Origin of the sequence: Variovorax sp. LjRoot290 (assembly GCF_964253985.1) — a bacterium.
Classification (GTDB): domain Bacteria; phylum Pseudomonadota; class Gammaproteobacteria; order Burkholderiales; family Burkholderiaceae_C; genus Variovorax.
This window is the reverse complement of the sequence record NZ_CAXURW020000001.1, coordinates 5,050,199-5,069,278: the sequence shown is the minus strand read 5'-3', so window position 1 is coordinate 5,069,278 and position 19,080 is coordinate 5,050,199. Positions and strand designations below refer to the sequence as shown.

Below are 19,080 nucleotides of genomic sequence, written 5' to 3'. Positions count from 1 at the left end.
CCGTTTTTCGGCGTATGGAGCTGCTATTTTTGTGATCTTGAGTGATGTTCAGTAAGCCAAAGCTGCCGGCCGTGCAGCCGCCGGAGCGGCGACGCAGACTCGAAACCGGACCGAGCGAGGCTCAACTCCAGCGGCGAATCAGCATGTTGGAGGGACAAATCAGCATGCTGGAAGGGCAAACCAAGGCGTTGGAAGAACAAGTCCGAACCATAAGGCAATCCGTCAGCTGGCGTGTGACGGCGCCTCTGCGGTGGGTCAACCGGCATTTTCAACGCACTGTGCGCGTCGCGCCGGCAAATGGCCTGGGGCAACGCAGAGACTATGTCGGATGGATCGCCTCGTACGATACCCTGAGCCGAGACGCCCAAGCCGATTTGCGCAAAGAGATCGATCGGTGGCCGGCGCGGCCGGTCTTGTCGGTTGTGCTGCTCAGCAGCGCCAACGGCAACGGCAGTCTGTCGTCGCTTCGTGAAGCCATCGAATCCGTTCGATCGCAGATCTATCCAGCGTGGGAACTGCGCATTGCCGCCGCCGAATCAAGCAGCGACGAAGCCAAGGCGCTGCTCAAACGCTATGCACAGGAGGAGCCAAGAATCAAGGTGATGTTCCTGCCGAACAGCGGGTCCGTCTCTGTCGCTTTCAACAGCGCTACGGAGTTGGCTTCCGGAGAGTGGATCGTCTTGCTTGGCCAAGACGATCTGATGCCTGGGCATGCGCTGTATTGCGTCGCGAAGGAAATCATCGAGCATCCCGAGGCGCGGATGATTTATTCGGACGAGGACCAGATCGACCCGGCAGGACAACGCAGCAACCCCTACTTCAAGCCCGACTGGAACGTCGACCTTTTCCACTCCCAGGATATCTTCTCGCACCTGGGTGCCTTTGATGCTCGCTTGCTCAAGGAGGTTGGTGGCTTTCGAGAGGGCGTCGACAGGGCGCAAGACTACGATTTGGCGCTGCGATGCGTTGAGCGCATTCGAAGCGAGCAGATGCGCCATATTCCACGCGTTCTCTATCACCGGCGCTTGCATGCGCAGAGCACAGTGCAGTCATCGGCTGCAGGGTCCCAGGCTGAAAGTTCTGGTGAGCGGGCGCTCAACGAACATTTCGAACGCGTGGGAATCAGAGCGCAGGCGGAGTCCACCCTTGACGGCTATCGCGTGCGGTATGCGCTGCCCACGCCGCCGCCATTCGTTTCTCTGATCATCCCCACACGCAACGCTGCGGCACTGGTTCGTCAGTGCATCGAGAGCATCGTCGCCGAGACGGCGTACCCGCACTACGAGATTCTGCTGGTCGACAACGGATCGGACGATCCCGAAGCGCTCGCGTATTTCGAAGAGTTGAATACGCAGCATGGCATCACTGTGATCCGTGACGATCGCGACTTCAACTACTCCGCATTGAACAACGGGGCCGTGGGGAAAGCCCGCGGCGAGGTGATCGGCCTGATCAACAACGACATCGAGGTCATCTCGCCCGAATGGCTCGGCGAAATGGTTTCGCTTGCGCTTCAGCCCGGCGTTGGTGCCGTGGGGGCGAAGCTGCTTTATACCGACAGGACCGTTCAGCACGGCGGTGTGGTGTTGGGCGTCGGTGGTATCGCCGCCCACGCGCACAAACACCTGCCTGCGTGGCATGCTGGACACGGTGGCCGAGCACAATTGACTCAGTCATTCGCCGCGGTGACGGGCGCATGCCTCATCGTACGTAAGGAACTCTATGAGCAGCTTGGCGGGCTTGATGAAGTCCACCTCGGCGTGGCCTTCAACGATGTAGACTTCTGCCTGCGGCTGCGCGAGGCCGGCTACCGCAATGTCTGGACTCCTTACGCCGAACTGCTGCATCATGAGTCGGCCACACGCGGGCCTGAGATCACGCCCGAGGCGCGCGATCGGCTTGCCCGCGAATCGGCCTACATGGCGGGTCGCTGGGCCGGCTCGCTCGCGAACGACCCCGCCTACAACCCCAATCTGACGCTGGACAGCGAAGGTTTCGACCTCGCGTGGCCGCCGCGGCTCGCGCCCCTGTACGCGCCGCACAGCGGTTCTGCCAGAGCGAGCAGCCCATGAGTGTCTCCCGTCCCCTCGAAGTCTCCGTCGCGCTGTGCACCCACAACGGCGCACGTTTCCTGCGCGAGCAGGTGCGGAGCATTTGCCTTCAAAGCTTGCCGCCAGCGGAAATCGTGCTGTCCGACGATGCCTCGCGCGATGGCTCGGTCGAGGTGGCGCGCGCTGCGGTCGAAGAATGTGCGGGCGAGCGCCCCGGGCAGCCGCTGAGGCTGCGGGTTCTGGAGAACGTCACGCCATTGCGCGTCACCAAGAACTTCGAGCAGGCCATCGGCGCCTGCACCGGCGAGCTGATTGCGCTGAGCGATCAGGATGACGTGTGGGAGCCGGAGCGGTTGGCCCGGATGATGCCGGAGTTCGAGCGCGACCCCGGCTTGCTGCTGCTGCACACCGATGCGCGATTGGTGGATGCGGAGCGCCGTGATTTGGGCCAAACGCTGTTCCATGCGCTCGAGGTGACGCCTTTCGAGATCGAACGGATCCACGCAGGCAGAGCCTTCGACGTGTTCCTTCGCCGCAATCTGGTGACCGGCGCGACCACCGTCTTTCGCCGCTCTCTGCTCGCCCATGCCTTGCCCTTGCCGGTCGAGTGGGTGCATGACGAATGGCTGGGTATCGTCGCAGCCGCAACGGGGCGGGTCAACGTGCTGGAGGAGGCCTTGATCGAGTATCGGCAGCACGACGCCAACCAGATCGGCGCGCGACGCGACTCCTTTGCCGGCAAGGTGCGCAAGGCGTTGGCTTCCCGGGGACGCACGCACATCGAGCGCGCCATCAAGGCCGAGATTCTTCTTGCGCGACTGCTTGAACTCGGCGATCGGGTCGCGTCGGACACCATCGAGAAAGTGCGCAGCAAGCTGGAGCACCAGCGCTTTCGGGCCGCCTTGCCCGCGTCACGCTTCGCGCGGTGCCTGCCGGTCATTCGCGAAGCCATGACCGGCCGCTACGACAAGTTCGGTCGCGGCGTGCGGGGCGTCGTTCGCGACCTTTTCGAATCTGTGTAGGCTTCGCCTGAAGTGCCCCGCGCAATATCCAATGATTTCAATGAATGCCTTGCCAGATTTGCCGCCAATCGATCGCCAGAAGACATGGCCCACTCCTACCGTCGTCGTCGTCATCCCGTTCTACAACGGCTCTGAATTCATCGAGCGCTCGGTGCAGAGCGTCTTCAACCAGTCGGTGCCCGCGGACGAGGTTGTTGTCGTCAACGACGGCTCGCAACCTGCAGAGCGCGAGTTTCTCCATGCACTTGCCGAGCGCTACCCTTTCAAGATCGTCGACAAGGAAAACGGTGGGCAAGGCTCGGCGCGCAATGCCGGCGTTGCCGCGTCCACGGCAGACTACATCTGCTTCCTGGACCAGGACGATTTCTATCTCCCGAACCATATAGCGACACTGGGCGCTGCCATTCCGCGTGAGGACCTGTTGTTCGGATTCGTCTATGCCGACCTCTATGAAGCCGATGTCAACGGCAACGTCGTTCGTATGGGGGTCGTGAAGGAGCATTCCAAGGACCATCCGAAACGCAGCATCTTCCGCCTGCTGCGCCATGACATGTTCGTTTTGCCCTCGGCGGCGCTGGTGAGCCGCAGTGCATTTGATGCTGTCGGCGGCTTCGACCCCCAGTTCATGGGTTACGAAGACGACGACCTTTTTCTTCGAATCTTTCGCAAGGGATACAGCAACTCCTTCGTCGACCAGGCCGTGACTGTCTGGTGCATCCACACGGACAGCACGTCGTTCAGCATCCGCATGATCCGCAGCCGCTTCAAATACTTCAAGAAGCTGGTGGCGATGTTCCCCGATGAGCAACGGCTTGGCCGCTACTATCTGCGCGACTATTTGATCCCAAGGTTTGGTCGTCCGTTTGTCGAGCAGGTCATTCAGGCCGTCAAGCTGGAGAACGAGGCTCGAGCGGAGCTGAGCGACCAGCTCGAGGAGTACGCAGGAATCGTGCTGGCCAATCCCTATGTCGGCCCTCGCTACAAGATGAAGCTGCGAGCGGCGGTTTTCCTGCTCAAGCACAGCCCGCCGGCGCTCGTGAGAGCGCTGAGTGCCGTCACCCGCCTTCCTCTCATACGAGATTTTCGGCGGCTTCGTTAGGGGTTTCGAACACGCCGCCGCTTGGCGTGATAGCGCCAGAAGGGCCGCGACAGCCAGACCTTGAGCAGGCTCGTCACATGCCAGTACAGATGCCGCAGGCTCGTTCGGCTGGCGCGCTGGGCATCGTGCAGCGCCATCAGGTCCTCGGCCACCTGCAGCTTCCAGCCGGCAAGCCGCGTGCGCGCGCAGATGTCGAAGTCTTCGCCGTACATGAAAAAACGCTCGTCGAAGCCGCCGACCTGGCGGTAGGCCTCGCTGCGAAACAGCATGAAGAGGCCGGGAATCCAGTCCGGCACCAGCGGGCGCACATAGTCCGGCCGCTTGCGCCGCAGAATTTCCAGCGGCGTGATGATGGCGCGGTGCTGCTCGGGCTCGCTCTTGCCGGGCTCGAGAATGCGCGGCGTGAGTAGGCCGCTGCCGGGCGCGGCCTGGGCGATCAGCGGCGCCAGCACGTCGCGATCGAAGCGGATGTCCGGGTTGAGCACCAGGAACCAGGGCGTCGTGCAGCGATCGAACGCCTGGTTGTGGTTGGCGCCGAAGCCCAGGGGGACCGCGTTCTCGATGCGTTCGATCTCGAAACCCCAGCTGGCGCCCGCCAGCAGGTCGGGCTCGGGGATGTTCTGCGTGAGCACGACCTTGGCCGTGAGCGCGCGGCTGAAGCGGTCCAACTGCTCGAGCAGCGGGCGCACCAGTTCGAGCTGACCATGGCTCACGATCGAGACCGTGACGGCGGGCGAGGGGGAGGGGTATGTGGACATGGTCTAATTTCGCTCGGGGATTCTAGGGTTCCCGATTTCCATCCATGCTTACCCTGATCGTCATCAGCTTTCTCGTCTCCGCCATTTCGGTGCTGTTCTTCATGCGCCGGGCGCGCCGCCATGCGCGGCGCTACGGCACCGACATGCCGCAGCGCTTCCACAAGGGCCACGTGCCGCGGCTGGGCGGCGCCGGCATCTTCCTCGGCACGGGCGCCGCCTGGCTGGTGGCCGGGATCGGCTCGGACCCCTTCAACGTCTCGTGGCCGCTCAGGGCCTCCGCCTTCACGCTGCTGTGCATCGCGCCGGCCGTGCTGGGCGGCATCATCGAGGACCTGACCCAGCGGGTCTCGGTGCGCTACCGGCTCGGGCTCACCATCGGCTCGGCGCTGCTCCTGTGCTGGCTGCTCGGCCTCGGCGTCTCGCGCACCGGCATCGGCTTCGTCGACGGCTGGCTGCAGGCCTGGCCCTACGCGGCGATCCTGTTCGCGGCCTTCGCCATCGGCGGCCTGCCGCATGCCTTCAACATCATCGACGGCTACAACGGCCTGGCCGGTACCGTGGCCGTGCTGGTGTGCCTCGCGGTCTCGCACGTGGCGCTGCAGGTCGGCGACCGGCAGCTCGCCGCCATGGTGATCTGCCTGGTGGGCGCGACGGCGGGCTTCCTGGTCTGGAACTACCCGCGCGGCAAGATCTTCGCCGGTGACGGCGGCGCTTACGTCTGGGGCATGGTGATCGCAATCGCCGTGGTGACGCTGGTGCAGCGGCACCGCGTCGTTTCGCCCTGGTTCCCCATGCTGCTCCTGATCTACCCGGTGTGGGAGACGGTTTTCTCCATCTACCGCAAGCTGGCGCGCGGCCAGTCGCCAGGCGATGCTGACGCGCTGCATTTCCACCAGCTGATCTTCCGGCGCATCGTCCGCGTGGCCTTCGCGGACGACGAGGCGCGGCAGCTGCTGGCGCGCAACAACCGCACCTCGCCCTACCTGTGGATCTTCGCGGCGCTGACGGTGGTGCCGGCCGTGCTGTTCTGGAACAACACGCCGATCCTGATGGCCTTCTGCGCGCTGTTCATCGCCACCTACGTGGCGGCCTATCTCATGATCGTTCGCTTCAAGGTCCCGCGCTGGCTCCGGCCCTGAGTTCCGTCACAATCCGCCGCATCCGTCTACTCCACCGCCGACCATGACCGATCCCGTCCTCAACATCCCCCCGCGCGACAAGGCCGAGATCTTGGCCCAGGCGCTGCCGTACATCCGCAAGTTCCACGGCAAGACCATCGTCATCAAGTACGGCGGCAACGCCATGACCGACCCGGCGCTGCAGGCCGACTTTGCCGAAGACGTGGTGCTGCTCAAGCTGGTGGGCATGAATCCGGTGGTGGTGCACGGCGGCGGCCCGCAGATCGAGGCGGCGCTCAACCGGCTCGGCAAGAAGGGCCACTTCATCCAGGGCATGCGCGTGACCGACTCCGAGACCATGGAGGTGGTCGAGTGGGTGCTCGCCGGCGAGGTGCAGCAGGACATCGTGGGCCTGATCAATCAGGCCGGCGGCAAGGCGGTGGGCCTCACCGGGCGCGACGGCGGCCTGATCCGCGCGCAGAAGCTCAGGATGGCGGACCGCAACGATCCCAACCTGCATCACGACGTCGGCCAGGTCGGCGACATCGTCTCGATCGACCCGAGCGTGGTCATCGCGCTGCAGGACGACGCCTTCATCCCGGTCGTGAGCCCGATCGGCTTCGGCGAGGAAAACGAGAGCTACAACATCAATGCCGACGTGGTGGCCGGCAAGCTCGCCACCGTGCTGAAGGCCGAGAAGCTCATGCTGCTCACCAACACGCCCGGCGTGCTCGACAAGAACGGCAAGCTCCTGACCAACCTGAGCGCGCGCGAGATCGACGACCTGTTCGCCGACGGCACCATCTCCGGCGGCATGCTGCCGAAGATCGAAGGCGCGCTCGATGCCGCCAAGAGCGGCGTCAACACCGTGCACATCATCGACGGGCGCGTGCCGCACGCGATGCTGCTCGAGATCCTCACCGACCAGGCCTACGGGACCATGATCCGGGCCAGGTAGAAGAACTCCAAGTCATTGTCATTAAAGGGATTTCATTGTAATTTCGGGAAACCGGAATTTCTGATGAAATCCTTCCCGCACCTGACCGATCTTTCCGCCGCGCAACTGCGCCAGTACATCGATGCGGAGGCGGTGTTCAGTGCGCTGGAACAGGCCGCCAAGGAAGCCGCCGAGGTCCGGGGTTCGATGTTCTGACGGCATCAGGGCGCCCATACCTACCTGATCCGCACATCGGCCGCCGGCGCGCAGACATCGCTCGGGCCTCAGAGCGAAGAGAACCTCGCCATCCATCGGCGCTTCATCGAGCGCAAGCAAGCCGCCGAGGAGCGCGTGAAGAACTTGAGAAGTTCACTCCAGCAGCAGCAGCAGCGGTTGAACAGGGCGCTGCGCGTCGGTCGCGCGCCGCCGATCGTGATCGAGACCTTGGAAGCCATCGCAAAGGCGGGGTTGGACACGCATTTCCTGGTCGTCGGCACGCACGCATTGTTTGCCTACGAAGCCGCGGCGGGCGTGATGGTGGAGTCCGGCGCGACGGCGACGCAGGATGTGGATCCGCTGTTCGACACACGCAGGCGCCTGAGTTTCTGGAGCCAGCTCAAGCGACTGGACTCATCGTTCCTGTCGGTGCTGCGCAAGGCCGACAAGAGCTTTCGCGTCAGGCCAGGCCAGCTCTACACCGTGGTCAACGACGCCGGCTTCGAGGTGGACGTGGTGCGCCGGATCAAAGCCGAAGGCGACCCGCATCCTCTGCGTCTGAGCAATGACGAAGACGACCTGTGGCCCGTGCAGGTCTCCACGGGCCAAGACCTGCTGAACGCCGAGCGCTTCAGCCGGATGGTGGTCTCCACCTCAGGCAGCATGGCGCGCATGCACACCGTCGATCCACGCGCCTTCGTCCGCGTCAAGCGCTGGCTTGCAGCGCAAAAGGCGCGCGATCCGCTCAAGCGCAGAAAAGACCGCCTGCAGGCCGACATCGTGGCGTCGCTCGTCGAGAACTACCTGCCTCAGCTCTCGTAGCCCCTCGGATTCCCCTGCTGCCAGCGCCAGCTGTCCGCGCACATCTGCTCCAGCCCGCGCTGCGCGCGCCAGCCCAGCGTGGCCTGCGCGAGCGAGGGGTCGCCCCAGTAGGCCGGCACGTCGCCCGGCCGGCGCGGGCCGATCTCGTAGGCGATGGTCTTGCCGCTGGCGCGTTCGAAGGCCTTCACCACCTCCAGCACCGAGGCGCCCTGGCCGGTGCCCAGGTTGAGCGTGACCAGGCCGGGCTGCTGCGCGGCATGGCGCAGCGCCGCCACGTGGCCTTCGGCCAGGTCCATCACGTGCACGTAGTCGCGCACGCCGGTGCCGTCGGGCGTCGGGTAGTCGCCGCCGTGCACCGCGAGCTTGTCGCGCAGCCCCACGGCCACCTGGCAGACGAAGGGCATCAGGTTGTTGGGCTTGCCCTGGGGATGTTCGCCGATCAGACCGCTCTCGTGCGCGCCGACCGGATTGAAATAGCGCAGCAGCGCGATGCGCCAGGCCGGGTGCGCATGCTGCAGGTCGGCCAGGGCCTGCTCGACCATCCGCTTCGAGTGGCCGTAAGGATTGGCCGGCCTGAGCGCCGCGCTTTCCGGGATCGGCGAGCTGTCGGGGTCGCCATAGACGGTAGCCGAAGACGAGAAGATCAGCGTGCGCACGCCCGCCGCCTGCATCGCTGCCGCCAGCACGAAGCTGCCATGCACGTTGTTGTCGTAGTAGGTGATCGGGTCGGCGACCGAGTCGCCCACCGCCTTCAGGCCCGCGAAGTGGATCACGCCGGCGATCGGCTGTTCGCGAAACAGCTTGTCGAGCAGCGCGCGGTCGCGCACGTCGCCTTCGATGAAGCGCGGCGCGGTGCCGATGATGCGCGCGAGCCGGTCGACGACGCGCGCGTCGCTGTTGCCGAGGTTGTCCAGAATCAGCGGCGTGTAGCCGGCCGCCGCCAGTGCCACGCAGGTGTGGCTGCCGATGAAGCCGGCCCCGCCGGTCACGAGAATCGTCGAACCCATCGTTTTTCTTTCGCTGATTGTGTGAAAAAAGCCCAGCCATTCTGCGCGACGTACAGTGCATGCCCAGTAGGCACGCGCTCACTGCGCTGTGCGAGAATCAATTTTTTACATTTTGCACGCGCCCATGCAGAACGATGAGACAAGCGCCTCGCGCGCTGAAGACAGCAGTTCAGATCCGGTGGCCGTACCGACGCGCAAACGCCCCAAGCCGGGCGAGCGGCGCGTGCAGATCCTCCAGGCCCTGGCCGCCATGCTCGAACAGCCTGGCGCCGAGCGGGTGACGACCGCGGCGCTCGCGGCGCGGCTCGACGTGAGCGAAGCCGCGCTGTACCGCCACTTCGCGAGCAAGGCCCAGATGTTCGAGGGCCTGATCGATTTCATCGAGCAGAGCGTGTTCACGCTCATCAACCAGATCACCGAGCGCGAGGCGCCGGGTCACGAGCAGGCCGCGCGCGTCGTCGCGATGCTGGTGCAGTTCGCGGAGAAGAACCCGGGCATGACCCGCGTGATGGTCGGCGATGCGCTGGTCTACGAGAACGAGCGCCTGCAGAACCGCATGAACCAGTTCTTCGACAAGATCGAGGCCACCTTGCGCCAGTCGCTGCGCGGCGCGGCAGCGGCCGACGGATCGGCCACGCCGAGTGTCGATGCGCAGGTGCGCGCCTCCACGCTCACCGCCTTCGTGGTCGGCCGCCTGCAGCGCTTCGCGCGCTCGGGCTTCCGCCGCGCGCCCTCAGAGCATCTCGAAGCCGCAGTCGCGCTGATGCTCTGAGCTCTCTCGAAAGGGATAGCTGCCTATCGTCAAGATAGGGGGATGTCATCAACGGGCGGGGTGTTCATGACCAGAATGCAAGGCTCCTGAACACTGCACAAGGACATGCCCCATGACCGAATCCCGCAAGCTCACCACCGAGAGTGGTGCCCCCGTCGAGAACAACCAGCAGTCGCAGACCGCCGGCCCCAACGGCCCGGTGCTGATGCAGGACCACCACCTGATCTAGAAGCTCGCGCGCTTCGACCGCGAGCGCATTCCGGAGCGCGTGGTGCATGCGCGCGGATCGGGCGCCTTCGGCACTTTCGAAGTGACGGCCGACCTCAGCCAATGGACCAAGGCCCGCTTCCTGAGCCAGGTCGGCAAGAAGACCGAGGTGCTGGCCCGCTTCTCCTCCGTGGCGCTCGAACTCGGCTCGGCCGATACGGTGCGCGACCCGCGCGGCTTCGCGCTCAAGTTCTACACGGAAGAGGGCAACTACAACCTGGTCGGCAACAACACCCCCATCTTCTTCATTCGCGACCCGCTCAAGTTCCCCGACTTCATCCACTCGCAGAAGCGCGACCCCTACAGCCACGTGCAGGAGCCCAACAACGCCTGGGATTTCTTCTCGCAACCGCCCGAGGCCACGCACCAGTTCACCTGGCTGTTCGGCGACCGCGGCATCCCGAAGAGCTACCGCCACATGGACGGCTTCGGCTCGCACACCTTCCAGTGGGTCAATGCCAAGGGCGAGGCCTTCTGGGTCAAGTACCACTTCAAGACCCGACAGGGCATCGACTGCTTCACGGCCGAAGAGGCGCAGCGCGTGGGCGGCGAGAACCCGAACCACCACCACCTCGACCTCCTGCATTCCATTGCGCGCGGCGAGTTCCCGAGCTGGAAGGTTCAGGTCCAGATCATGCCGGTGGCCGAGGCGCAGAACTACCGCTTCAACCCCTTCGACCTGACCAAGGTCTGGTCGCACAAGGACTACCCGAAGATCGACATCGGCACCCTCACGCTCAACCGCAACCCCGACAATTACTTCGCCGAGATCGAGCAGGCCGCTTTCAACCCCGCCAACTTCGTGCCGGGCATCGGCCCCTCGCCGGACAAGATGCTGCAGGGCCGCCTGTTCAGCTACGGCGATACCCAGCGCTACCGCCTGGGCATCAACCACACGCAGCTGCCGGTGAACTGCCCGCACGCGACCAAGGCCGCCAACTACGGACGCGACGGCGCGATGCGCTACGACAACGGCGGCCGCGCGCCCAACTACGAGCCCAACAGCTTCAGCGATGCGCCCAAGCAAAGCAACGAGCCGTTGTACGCGCCGCTCGAGATCCACGGCTGGACCGGCAGCCATGCCTGGACGAAGCACCCAGCGGACACCGACTTCGTGCAGGCCGGCGACCTCTACCGCCTGATGGACGAGGCCGCCAAGAGCCGCCTGGTCGCCAACATCGCCGGCAGCTTGGGCGCCGTGACGCGGCAGGACATCATCGACCGCGCGGTCAACCACTTCCGCCAGGCCGATGCCGACTACGGCGAGCGCGTGAACAACGCGGTGCGTGCCGTGCAGGCCCGCATCAAGGGCGAAGAAGTGACGATCCAGGTCGGCAAGCCGGCGCACGCCGAGAGCCGGAGCTGATCGAGGAGCGCGGCCTCAGTTCGCCGCGGTCACCTCGAGCCGGTTGTCGACCGAGCTGACGCCCTTCACGGCGCGGGCGATGGTCTCCGCCCGCGCCTTGGCTTCGGTGCTCGGCGCGGGGCCGGCGAGCTGCACCGTGCCGGCGTTGGTGCGCACGTCGATGCGCCGGGCGCTCAGCTCGGGATCGCGCGCCAGCGCGGCCGTGACCGAGGCCGTGATCGCGGCGTCGTCCGTCTTGGCCGTCAACGCGTCGCCGGCGTTCTTCAGCGCATCCTTGGCCGCCGCGACGTCCCGTTTCACCTCGGGCGACTCGAAGTAGGCCTTGGTGTTGTCGCGCGCCTTCTCCGCCAGCTCGGCGGCCTTGCGCGCGGCGGCCACGGTCGCGTCCTGCGTCTTCTCCACCGCGGAGTCGACTTTTCTTTCGGCGCTCTGCTTGCTCGCCTGATCGCTACACGCCGCCAGCGACAGGATGGCGCCCGCTGCGCACAGCGCCAGGGCCGGTTTGAGTTTCTGCAAGGTCACCGTCGTTCCTTCCGCCTCCTTGCCCGCGGGGCTCAATTGCCCAGAAACAGATTGCGGCGCGCTTCGTCCTGACGGCGCTGGCTCAGCGGCTTCTTGCACTGCGAGAGCTGGGCGTTGCCCGGCTGGGCGCAGCGGTTGTTGACGCAGACGGCGTGCGCAATGAAGTTGCGTCCATCGCACGATGCCAGCGGGCCCGGCGCCGAGCGCCGGAAGCTCGCCGCCCGCAGTTCGGGCGGCAGCGCCGAAGTCTTGCGCACGGTCTGGGCGTGGGCGCGCGGCACGCGCTTCAGCGTGGGGCTTGTCGCGGGAGGTGCCGGCCGCTCGTCGACGAACACCGCTGCCTTCGGGTTCTCGCCCGAGGAGGTGGCGTGGAGGCTCGAAGCCATCGCCGGAAGCGCGACCGGAAGCACGCTGGGCGCAGCCACCGGCGTCACGGCCGGGGGCGAGGTGGCCGTCGAAACCGGTGGCGGCTCCACCGTCGTGCCGCCGCCGTACCAGAGGCCGAGCAAGGCGAGCATCGTGGCCAGCGCCGCGGTAAAGCCCAGCACCGAGATCGCGAGCGTCAGCACGGTAGGCGTGCGCTCGTCGTCGATGCCCGGCGCGTGCGAAGCGTTGTCCGCGACGGCACCCGTCGCGTAGAAGGCCGGCAGCTTGCCCGCGCAGCCTTTGCAGAAGAGGGCCGAATCCCGGTTGATGGTCCGGCAGGTCTCGCACACCACGGTGGTCGACGGGTCGCTGTGCAGCAGCACCCTCGACAGGTCGATCAAGCCCCCGAATGCTTCTGCAGACACGGGGCCGGGCGGGGGGACGAAGTTGGCGGTGAGGGCAGTCATGATGAGATCGAGTCAGTGCATGGATGAGATACCTGTTCCCGAAAAAGCCGGGCTCCTTCTCTTCGCCAGGGAGCTCGACCACAGAACGAATTAACGAAGCCTTGTTGCAACACCAACTTCGGAAAAGCGCCGCAGCAGATGTAGGACGGAAGCCTGCAACGAAGAGTTGCAAAAGAAGCCCTTGATCGCGTGCCTCGGCTAAGCTGCGCCGCATGGTGCGTCGTGACGCGAAGAACGAACTGACTCCGAAAGGGGAAGGGACCGACTTTGCTTGCTGCGCCTGTCCAACGGGTGCAAGTCCCGTCCCGGTAAGCGTCGGTGCGCCGGGTAGCAGACCCCAGGCGGAGCGGGGAGACCTGGCCGCCCGAGCGGGGTGTCAAAAGCCCGTGAAGCAGCTTGAGCTGTTCAGCGGGGAGCAAGCACGCGGGCCGCAACATGAAGTGAAGCCTGCAGCCTCGACAGAGTTACAACCCGCAGGCCGAGCCGATCATGTCGCGGCGAAGGCAACATCGGGCGCGCTTGAACCGAACGGTGCGCAAGACTGCGGCGGGGTATGGGGAGCAGCACGTGTGCAAGGACAGGAGCGGAACACGAGAGAGCCGTCTGCGCGGCCCGGGTCGGGGCAAGCGCGCTCGTATAAGCCCAAGGCGAAATCGAGGCGTGCGCAGCGGCAGTCCGAGGGGATCGTAGTACTGCACGGTGGGGCGCAAGCCGCACCGACGAAGGCCGCGCGGCATAACGCGGCTGGAGGGAAGGGTCCCTGCGGTGGACATGCTGGGGATGCAGGTAAGCGCGAGGGAATGGCCGGCCTGACCGGACCTAAAGACCCCGTGGGGCGAGAGCCCGATGCCAAAGTGCGACAACTGCAAAGACAGCTCTGGGCCGCAGCCAAGCGGGCACCGGGTAGGCGTTTCCACGCGTTGTACGGGCAGATTTGCAGGGATGACATCCTGCAGGAGGCGTGGAGGCGAGTGAAGGCCAACCGAGGCGCAGCCGGAGTGGACCGCCAGAGCATCGATCAAATCCAGCAGTACGGGGTTGATCGCTTCCTGGGCGAAATTGCGGCGACGCTGAGGGCGGGCGACTATCGTGCGCAAGCCGTGCGGCGCACATACATACCGAAAGCCGATGGAAGCGCGAGGCCGTTGGGAATCCCCACGGTGCGAGATCGGGTAGTGCAAATGGCGGCCAAGCTGGTGCTCGAACCCCTGTACGAGGCGGACTTCCTGTCCTGCTCATACGGGTTCAGGCCCAGGCGCAGTGCCACACAGGCCCTGGAGGAGCTGAGGAAACTCGGAGCCCAAGGCGGCCAGTGGGTGCTGGAGGCCGACATCCGCGACTACTTCGGCAGCATCGATCACGGCAAGCTGATGAAGCTGGTGGAGCGGCGCGTGTCGGATGGGCGCATGCTCAAGCTGCTGCGCCAGTGGTTGCAGGCGGGGGTGTTGGAAGAAGGCGCCGTGCGCAGCGCGGCGGCCGGAACGCCGCAAGGCGGGGTGATCTCGCCGTTGCTGGCCAACATCTACCTGCACGTACTGGACCAGGTGTGGACGAAACGGTGTGCCCATCTGGGCACGCTGGTGCGCTATGCGGATGACTTCGTGATCATGTGCCGCAATGGCGCGGACTGCGAAGAAGCCCGCGAGCGCATCGGCCACATCATGCAGCGGCTGGGGCTTGAGCTGCATCCGGGCAAGACGCGCGTGGTGGAGCTGACGCAGGGCAAGGAAGGCTTCGACTTCCTGGGCTGTCACCTGCACAAGCGCATGAGTGGGCGGCTGTGGCAAACCAAGGGCTTGCGCAGGTACTACCTGCATCGCGGGCCCAGCGGGCGAGCCATGAACCGCATCCGCGAACGCGTGCGGCAGATAACGCCTCGGGGGCGCTGTCATCAGGATGTGCGAAGCGTCATCGCTGAGCTCAACCCGGTGCTGCGCGGTTGGGGTCAGTACTTCCAAAGCGGCAACGCCGCGCGGCAGTTCGGCGCGCTGGACTCCTTCGTGGTGCGGCGGCTACGCAAGCTGCGCGTCGCGCGCAAAGGGCGCAACCTGCGTCCTGGCGAAGCTCCCGGCTACTCGCGTGAATACTTCGAAGCACTCGGTCTGTATCGCCTGCGCGGAACCATCCGCTACCCGGCGCATTCCCTCTTGCCCAACAAGGGGGCCGCGTAATGCTGCGAGCCGACAGTCCACCGGTAAGCCGTGTGCGGGAAATCCGCATGCACGGTTTGAACGGGGGCGTTGGCTCTTCGATTCAACATCCATAAGAGCCAACGTCTACCAATGAACACCGCAACCCTGCTCGTCTTCGCTTTCGTCGCGTTGGTGGCCATCGCCACGCCCGGCCCCACCGTGCTGCTCGCACTCGCCAACGGCTCGCGTTTCGGCGTGCGACGCTCGCTACCCGGCATGCTGGGCGCAGTCGCTTCCGACTTCGTGCTCGTGGGCGCGGTGGCGCTCGGTCTCGGCGCCTTGCTGGCGGCGTCGGAGTTCTGGTTCTCGGTGCTCAAGTGGGTGGGCGCGGCCTACCTGGCGTGGCTCGGCATCCGGCTGCTGCGCTCGCAGGGTGGGCTGGACCTCTCGCGGCCCGAAGGCGAGGTGCCGGGCGGCGCGACGCCGCGCGCCATCTTCGCCAAGTCCTTTCTGGTGGCCGTGACCAACCCCAAGGGCTATCTTTTCTGCTCGGCGCTGATGCCGCAATTCATCGATCCCGCTGTAGCCCAGTGGCCGCAGTACGCCGCCATCAGCATCGTGTTCGCGGGTCTCGACTTCTCGGTGATGCTGGCCTATGCCGTGATCGGCGCGCGCGCCGTCAAGCTGCTGCGGCAGCGTGCGGTGCTGTGGCTGGACCGCTGCTGCGGCGGCGCGCTGCTGGCGTTGGCGGCGTCGCTGGCCTTCTATCGGCGCAGCGCGACCTGATCAATCGAAGTTCAGCAGTACCTTCATCGCCTGCGAGCGATCGGCCGCCAGTGCGAAGGCGCGCGCCGAGTCGCGATAGGACAAGGTCGCCGAGATCAGCGGCTTCACGTCGACCAGCCCCTTGTTGAGCAGTTCCACCGCCACCGCGAACTCTTCATGGAAGCGGAAGGCCCCGCGCAGGTCGAACTCCTTGGCCACGATGGTGTTGATCGGCAGCGTCATCTCGCCGCCCAGCCCCAGCTGCACGATGATGCCGCGCGGGCGCAGCGCATCGAAGGCGCCGACCAGCGCGCGCTGGTTGCCGCTGGCTTCGAACAGCACGTCGAAATGCCCCTTGTCGGCCGTGAAGCGCGCCAGGCCATCGGGCTCCTCGGCAACGTTGACCACTTCGTCCGCGCCGACCTTGAGCGCCTTGCCCAGCGTGTGCGCACCGACGTCGGTCGCCACGATGTGGGTGGCACCCGCGCGCCGCGCCGCGATGATGGCCAGCGCGCCGATCGGCCCGCAGCCGGTGACCAGCACGCTCTTGCCCAACAGCGGCCCCGCGCGGCGCACCGCATGCAGCGCCACCGACAGCGGCTCGGCCATCGAGCCCTCGCCGTCGCTCACCGTGTCGGCCAGCCGATGCGCCTGCCAGTGCTCCACCACGATCTGCTGGCGGAAGGCGCCCTGCACGTGCGGCGTGCGCATCGCGCTGCCGTAGTAGCGCATGTCCAGGCAATGGTTCTGCAGGCCCTGCTGGCAGTAGCGGCACAGCCCGCAGGGCCGGCTCGGGCTGATGGCGACGCGCTCGCCGGCCGCGAAGCTGCCTGCGCCGGCGCCCACGGCCTCGATCACGCCGGCCACCTCGTGGCCCAGCACCATCGGCTCCTTGATGCGGATGGTGCCGAAGCCGCCATGCTGGTAGTAGTGCAGGTCGGAGCCGCAGATGCCGCCGCAGCGCACGCGCACCTGCAGCTGGCCGGGGCCGAGTTCGGGGGTGTCGACTTCTTCGACGCGCAGGTCGCCGGGGGCGTGGATGACGAGGGCTTCCATGTGAATTCTCCTTGGCGGGTTCAGAGCGTGGCCGTCACGCCGCCGTCGACGTACAGGATGTGGCCATTGACGAAGTTGGAGGCATCGCTCGCGAGGAACACGGCCGCGCCGACCAGGTCCTCCACGTCGCCCCAGCGGCGCGAAGGCGTGCGCCCGACCAGCCAGGCGGTGAACTCTTCGTTCTTGACCAAGGCATCGGTCAGCTCGGTCTTGAAATAGCCCGGCCCCAGGCCGTTGACCTGGATGCCGTGCTGGCCCCAGTCGATCGCCATGCCCTTGGTCAGCATCTTCACCGCGCCCTTGCTGGCGGTGTAGGGCGCGATGCCGGGGCGGCCAAGCTCGCTTTGTACCGAGCAGATGTTGATGATCTTGCCGCGCTGTCGCGGGATCATCCGGCGCGCCACCGCCTGGCCGACCAGGAACACGCTGTCGACGTTGGTCTTCATCAGCTCGTGCCAGTGCGCTTCCTCGAACTGGTCGAGCGGGCCGCGGCGCTGCATGCCGGCGTTGTTGACGAGGATGTCGATGGCGCCGATGTCGGCCTCGATGCGCTCGATGGCCGCGCCCACCGCCTCGCCCGAGGTCACGTCGAAGGCGGCGGTGAAGACGCTGAAGCCTTCCTCGCGCAGCCGTACCGCGGCCTGTTCGAGCTTGTCGGCGCTGCGCGCGTTGAGGATCACCCGCGCGCCGGCGCCTGCCAGTCCGCGCGCCAGCGCGTAGCCGATCCCGGCGCTGGAGCCGGTGATGAGGGCGGTGCGCCCGCTGAGGTCGAAGCTTTTGAGAACGGGATTCAAGGCGGTGTCTCCATCAAGGTGCGTGTGTTGTGTGGCCGAGTAGCGGAGTATCGCTTCGCCGATCGCGAATGAGCGCAACGGTACGCAAGCCCGCCGGTCGCGACCAAGACGAGATCGCTCTGGCTGTATAGCAAAAGCTTATGCGGGGCGCGCAGGCCCATAAGCGGATGCGACACCCCTAGAGCAAAGCCGTCTTGGCTTCCGCGCCGGGACAGGCCTACCGTTGCGAATATCGCCACCGAAGAGGAAATCCCGTGAGCCCGTCCCGCATCTCGACGCGCATCCGCCGCATCAAGCCGTCCCCGAGCAGCGCCGCTGCAGATCGTTTTGCCGAGTTGCGCAGGGAGGGCCGGGACATCATCAACCTGGCGATCGGCGAGCCCGATTTCGACACGCCGGCCCACATCCGGCAGGCCGGCTGCGAGGCGATCGAGCGCGGCGAGACGCGCTACACCCCGGTCGCCGGCACCCTGGCCCTGCGCGAGGCGATTGCGGCCAAGCTCCAGCGCGAGAACGGCCTCGCCTACAGCCCGCGCGAGATCATCGTCACCTGCGGCGCCAAGCATGCGCTCTTCAATGCGCTGTCGGTCACGGTGGAGGAGGGGCACGAGGTGATCGTGCCCGCGCCGTTCTGGGTGTCTTACCCGGACATGGTGCTGGCCTGCGACGGCACGCCGGTGATCGTGGCCTGCCGCGAGGAGGACGACTTCCGCCTCACGCCCGAGGCGCTCGAGGCGGCGATCACGCCGGCCACGCGCTGGCTGGTCTTCAACTCGCCGACCAATCCAACCGGCACCACCTACACCGGCGCGCAGCTGCGCGCGCTGGCCGACGTGCTGCTGCGCCACCCGCAGGTGATGGTGTTGACCGACGACATCTACGAGCACATCCGCTTCGACGACGTGCCGCCCCGGCACCTGCTGGCCATCGAGCCGGCGCTGCGCGATCGCACCCTGGTGGTCAACGGGGTGTCCAAGACCTATGCGATGACCGGCTGGCGCATCGGCTATGCGGCCGGCCCCGCCGACATCATCGCGGCGCTGGACATGCTGCAGTCCCAGTCCACCAGCGGGGTCTCGTCGGTGAGCCAGGCGGCGGCCGTGGTGGCGCTGAATGCCGAGCCCACCTTCCTGCCGGAATGGGTCGCGACCTACCGCGAGCGGCGCGATACGGCATTGCGAATGCTCAACGCCATTCCCGGCATCCGCGCCCGCGCGCCGGGCGGGGCCTTCTACCTCTACCCGCACTGCGGCGGGCTGATCGGCAAGCGCACGCCCGAAGGCAAGACGCTGGCGACCGACAACGACGTGGTGATCCACCTGCTGGAAGCCGGCGGCGTGATGGTGCTCGCGGGCACGGCCTACGGGATGTCGCCCTACTTCCGCATGTCGACCGCCACCAGCGTCGAGCAGATCGAAGAGGGCTGCCGGCGCATCGCAAAAGCCGTTGCGCAATTGCGCTGACGTCGCACCCCATCAAGAACGCTTATACGTGAAGACGCATGACGTATTGGCCCGCCGGCAAGGGCCTTCCTATCATTCTT

17 protein-coding genes and 1 pseudogene are annotated in these 19,080 nt (G+C 66.0%); 12 read left to right on the top strand and 6 right to left on the bottom strand.

Annotated features, from left to right (window positions below):
- The first annotated feature begins 44 nt into the window (after positions 1-44).
- Genes ACSQ9A_RS25075 through ACSQ9A_RS25065 form a run of 3 tightly spaced genes read left to right on the top strand, consistent with a single transcriptional unit; the run spans position 45 to position 4,172 of the window.
- Positions 45-2,072, top strand: coding sequence for a glycosyltransferase (locus ACSQ9A_RS25075; RefSeq protein ID WP_436305635.1), 2,028 nt, complete (start codon positions 45-47; stop codon positions 2,070-2,072).
- Complete coding sequence (locus ACSQ9A_RS25070; RefSeq protein ID WP_436305634.1) at positions 2,006-3,073, top strand: glycosyltransferase family 2 protein; 1,068 nt, start codon at positions 2,006-2,008, stop codon at positions 3,071-3,073. The genes ACSQ9A_RS25075 and ACSQ9A_RS25070 overlap by 67 nt, the downstream gene beginning before the upstream one ends.
- A 40-nt stretch (positions 3,074-3,113) precedes the next feature.
- Positions 3,114-4,172 (top strand): glycosyltransferase family 2 protein, encoded by a 1,059-nt coding sequence (locus tag ACSQ9A_RS25065; RefSeq protein ID WP_436305633.1) that lies wholly within the window; start codon positions 3,114-3,116, stop codon positions 4,170-4,172.
- On the opposite strand, the gene ACSQ9A_RS25060 is transcribed toward ACSQ9A_RS25065, so the two are convergent.
- Entirely contained in the window at positions 4,169-4,930 is a 762-nt protein-coding gene (locus ACSQ9A_RS25060) for a glycosyltransferase family 2 protein (RefSeq protein WP_436305632.1), read from the bottom strand. The genes ACSQ9A_RS25065 and ACSQ9A_RS25060 overlap by 4 nt on opposite strands.
- A gap of 44 nt (positions 4,931-4,974) precedes the next feature.
- Here ACSQ9A_RS25060 and ACSQ9A_RS25055 point away from each other — a divergent pair, with 44 nt between their 5' ends.
- The 4 genes from ACSQ9A_RS25055 to ACSQ9A_RS25040 all read left to right on the top strand — a co-directional run bounded on the left by ACSQ9A_RS25055 (position 4,975) and on the right by ACSQ9A_RS25040 (position 8,023).
- Positions 4,975-6,069 carry an MraY family glycosyltransferase gene (locus ACSQ9A_RS25055; protein ID WP_436305631.1) on the top strand — a complete coding sequence of 365 codons (1,095 nt, stop codon included), beginning with the start codon at positions 4,975-4,977 and terminating at the stop codon, positions 6,067-6,069.
- A 43-nt stretch (positions 6,070-6,112) separates the two neighbouring features.
- On the top strand, positions 6,113-7,006 hold the full coding sequence (argB, locus tag ACSQ9A_RS25050) for an acetylglutamate kinase (protein WP_436305630.1): 894 nt from the start codon (positions 6,113-6,115) through the stop codon (positions 7,004-7,006).
- Positions 7,007-7,069: 63 nt separating this feature from the next.
- Positions 7,070-7,201 (top strand): hypothetical protein, encoded by a 132-nt coding sequence (locus ACSQ9A_RS25045; protein ID WP_436305629.1) that lies wholly within the window; start codon positions 7,070-7,072, stop codon positions 7,199-7,201.
- A 144-nt stretch (positions 7,202-7,345) separates the two neighbouring features.
- A complete protein-coding gene (locus tag ACSQ9A_RS25040) occupies positions 7,346-8,023 on the top strand; it encodes a GSU2403 family nucleotidyltransferase fold protein (protein ID WP_436305628.1) in 678 nt (225 codons plus the stop codon).
- Here the strand turns inward: ACSQ9A_RS25040 and galE are convergent.
- Entirely contained in the window at positions 8,011-9,030 is a 1,020-nt protein-coding gene (gene galE / locus ACSQ9A_RS25035; RefSeq protein WP_436305627.1) for a UDP-glucose 4-epimerase GalE, read from the bottom strand. The genes ACSQ9A_RS25040 and galE overlap by 13 nt on opposite strands.
- A 124-nt stretch (positions 9,031-9,154) precedes the next feature.
- Between galE and slmA the strand changes: the two genes are divergently transcribed.
- Together slmA and ACSQ9A_RS25025 are read left to right on the top strand one after the other, a co-directional pair.
- On the top strand, positions 9,155-9,802 hold the full coding sequence (gene slmA, locus ACSQ9A_RS25030; RefSeq protein WP_436305626.1) for a nucleoid occlusion factor SlmA: 648 nt from the start codon (positions 9,155-9,157) through the stop codon (positions 9,800-9,802).
- A gap of 112 nt (positions 9,803-9,914) precedes the next feature.
- Positions 9,915-11,435 (top strand): annotated as a pseudogene (locus ACSQ9A_RS25025) (catalase).
- 15 nt (positions 11,436-11,450) lie between these two features.
- On the opposite strand, the gene ACSQ9A_RS25020 reads toward ACSQ9A_RS25025, so the two are convergent.
- Positions 11,451-11,957 carry a BON domain-containing protein gene (locus ACSQ9A_RS25020; protein ID WP_436305625.1) on the bottom strand — a complete coding sequence of 169 codons (507 nt, stop codon included), beginning with the start codon at positions 11,955-11,957 and terminating at the stop codon, positions 11,451-11,453.
- A gap of 32 nt (positions 11,958-11,989) precedes the next feature.
- Positions 11,990-12,790 carry a hypothetical protein gene (locus tag ACSQ9A_RS25015; RefSeq protein ID WP_436305624.1) on the bottom strand — a complete coding sequence of 267 codons (801 nt, stop codon included), beginning with the start codon at positions 12,788-12,790 and terminating at the stop codon, positions 11,990-11,992.
- An 800-nt stretch (positions 12,791-13,590) separates the two neighbouring features.
- On the opposite strand from ACSQ9A_RS25015, the gene ltrA reads away from it, so the two are divergent.
- Positions 13,591-14,961, top strand: a complete 1,371-nt coding sequence (gene ltrA, locus ACSQ9A_RS25010; RefSeq protein WP_436302363.1) for a group II intron reverse transcriptase/maturase — start codon at positions 13,591-13,593, stop codon at positions 14,959-14,961.
- Between the two features lie 111 nt (positions 14,962-15,072).
- On the top strand, positions 15,073-15,708 hold the full coding sequence (locus ACSQ9A_RS25005) for a LysE family translocator (RefSeq protein ID WP_436305623.1): 636 nt from the start codon (positions 15,073-15,075) through the stop codon (positions 15,706-15,708).
- Here the strand turns inward: ACSQ9A_RS25005 and ACSQ9A_RS25000 are convergent, their stop codons facing one another.
- A complete protein-coding gene (locus tag ACSQ9A_RS25000; protein WP_436305622.1) occupies positions 15,709-16,743 on the bottom strand; it encodes an L-idonate 5-dehydrogenase in 1,035 nt (344 codons plus the stop codon). It abuts the gene before it with no gap.
- A 20-nt stretch (positions 16,744-16,763) separates the two neighbouring features.
- Positions 16,764-17,537 carry a glucose 1-dehydrogenase gene (locus ACSQ9A_RS24995; protein WP_436305621.1) on the bottom strand — a complete coding sequence of 258 codons (774 nt, stop codon included), beginning with the start codon at positions 17,535-17,537 and terminating at the stop codon, positions 16,764-16,766.
- A gap of 254 nt (positions 17,538-17,791) precedes the next feature.
- Here ACSQ9A_RS24995 and ACSQ9A_RS24990 point away from each other — a divergent pair, with 254 nt between their 5' ends.
- Positions 17,792-19,000 carry an aspartate transaminase gene (locus ACSQ9A_RS24990; RefSeq protein ID WP_436305620.1) on the top strand — a complete coding sequence of 403 codons (1,209 nt, stop codon included), beginning with the start codon at positions 17,792-17,794 and terminating at the stop codon, positions 18,998-19,000.
- Positions 19,001-19,080 lie beyond the last annotated feature (80 nt).

Coding starts and splice junctions, on each gene's coding strand:
- ACSQ9A_RS25045 (WP_436305629.1), top strand. CDS start 7,070: ATGAAATCCTTCCCGCACCTGACCGATCTTTCCGCCGCGCAACTGCGC.
- ACSQ9A_RS25055 (WP_436305631.1), top strand. CDS start 4,975: ATGCTTACCCTGATCGTCATCAGCTTTCTCGTCTCCGCCATTTCGGTG.
- ACSQ9A_RS25015 (WP_436305624.1), bottom strand. CDS start 12,790: ATGACTGCCCTCACCGCCAACTTCGTCCCCCCGCCCGGCCCCGTGTCT.
- ACSQ9A_RS25065 (WP_436305633.1), top strand. CDS start 3,114: ATGAATGCCTTGCCAGATTTGCCGCCAATCGATCGCCAGAAGACATGG.
- ACSQ9A_RS25000 (WP_436305622.1), bottom strand. CDS start 16,743: ATGGAAGCCCTCGTCATCCACGCCCCCGGCGACCTGCGCGTCGAAGAA.
- ltrA (WP_436302363.1), top strand. CDS start 13,591: ATGGCCGGCCTGACCGGACCTAAAGACCCCGTGGGGCGAGAGCCCGAT.
- ACSQ9A_RS25060 (WP_436305632.1), bottom strand. CDS start 4,930: ATGTCCACATACCCCTCCCCCTCGCCCGCCGTCACGGTCTCGATCGTG.
- ACSQ9A_RS25075 (WP_436305635.1), top strand. CDS start 45: ATGTTCAGTAAGCCAAAGCTGCCGGCCGTGCAGCCGCCGGAGCGGCGA.
- ACSQ9A_RS25005 (WP_436305623.1), top strand. CDS start 15,073: ATGAACACCGCAACCCTGCTCGTCTTCGCTTTCGTCGCGTTGGTGGCC.
- galE (WP_436305627.1), bottom strand. CDS start 9,030: ATGGGTTCGACGATTCTCGTGACCGGCGGGGCCGGCTTCATCGGCAGC.
- argB (WP_436305630.1), top strand. CDS start 6,113: ATGACCGATCCCGTCCTCAACATCCCCCCGCGCGACAAGGCCGAGATC.
- slmA (WP_436305626.1), top strand. CDS start 9,155: ATGCAGAACGATGAGACAAGCGCCTCGCGCGCTGAAGACAGCAGTTCA.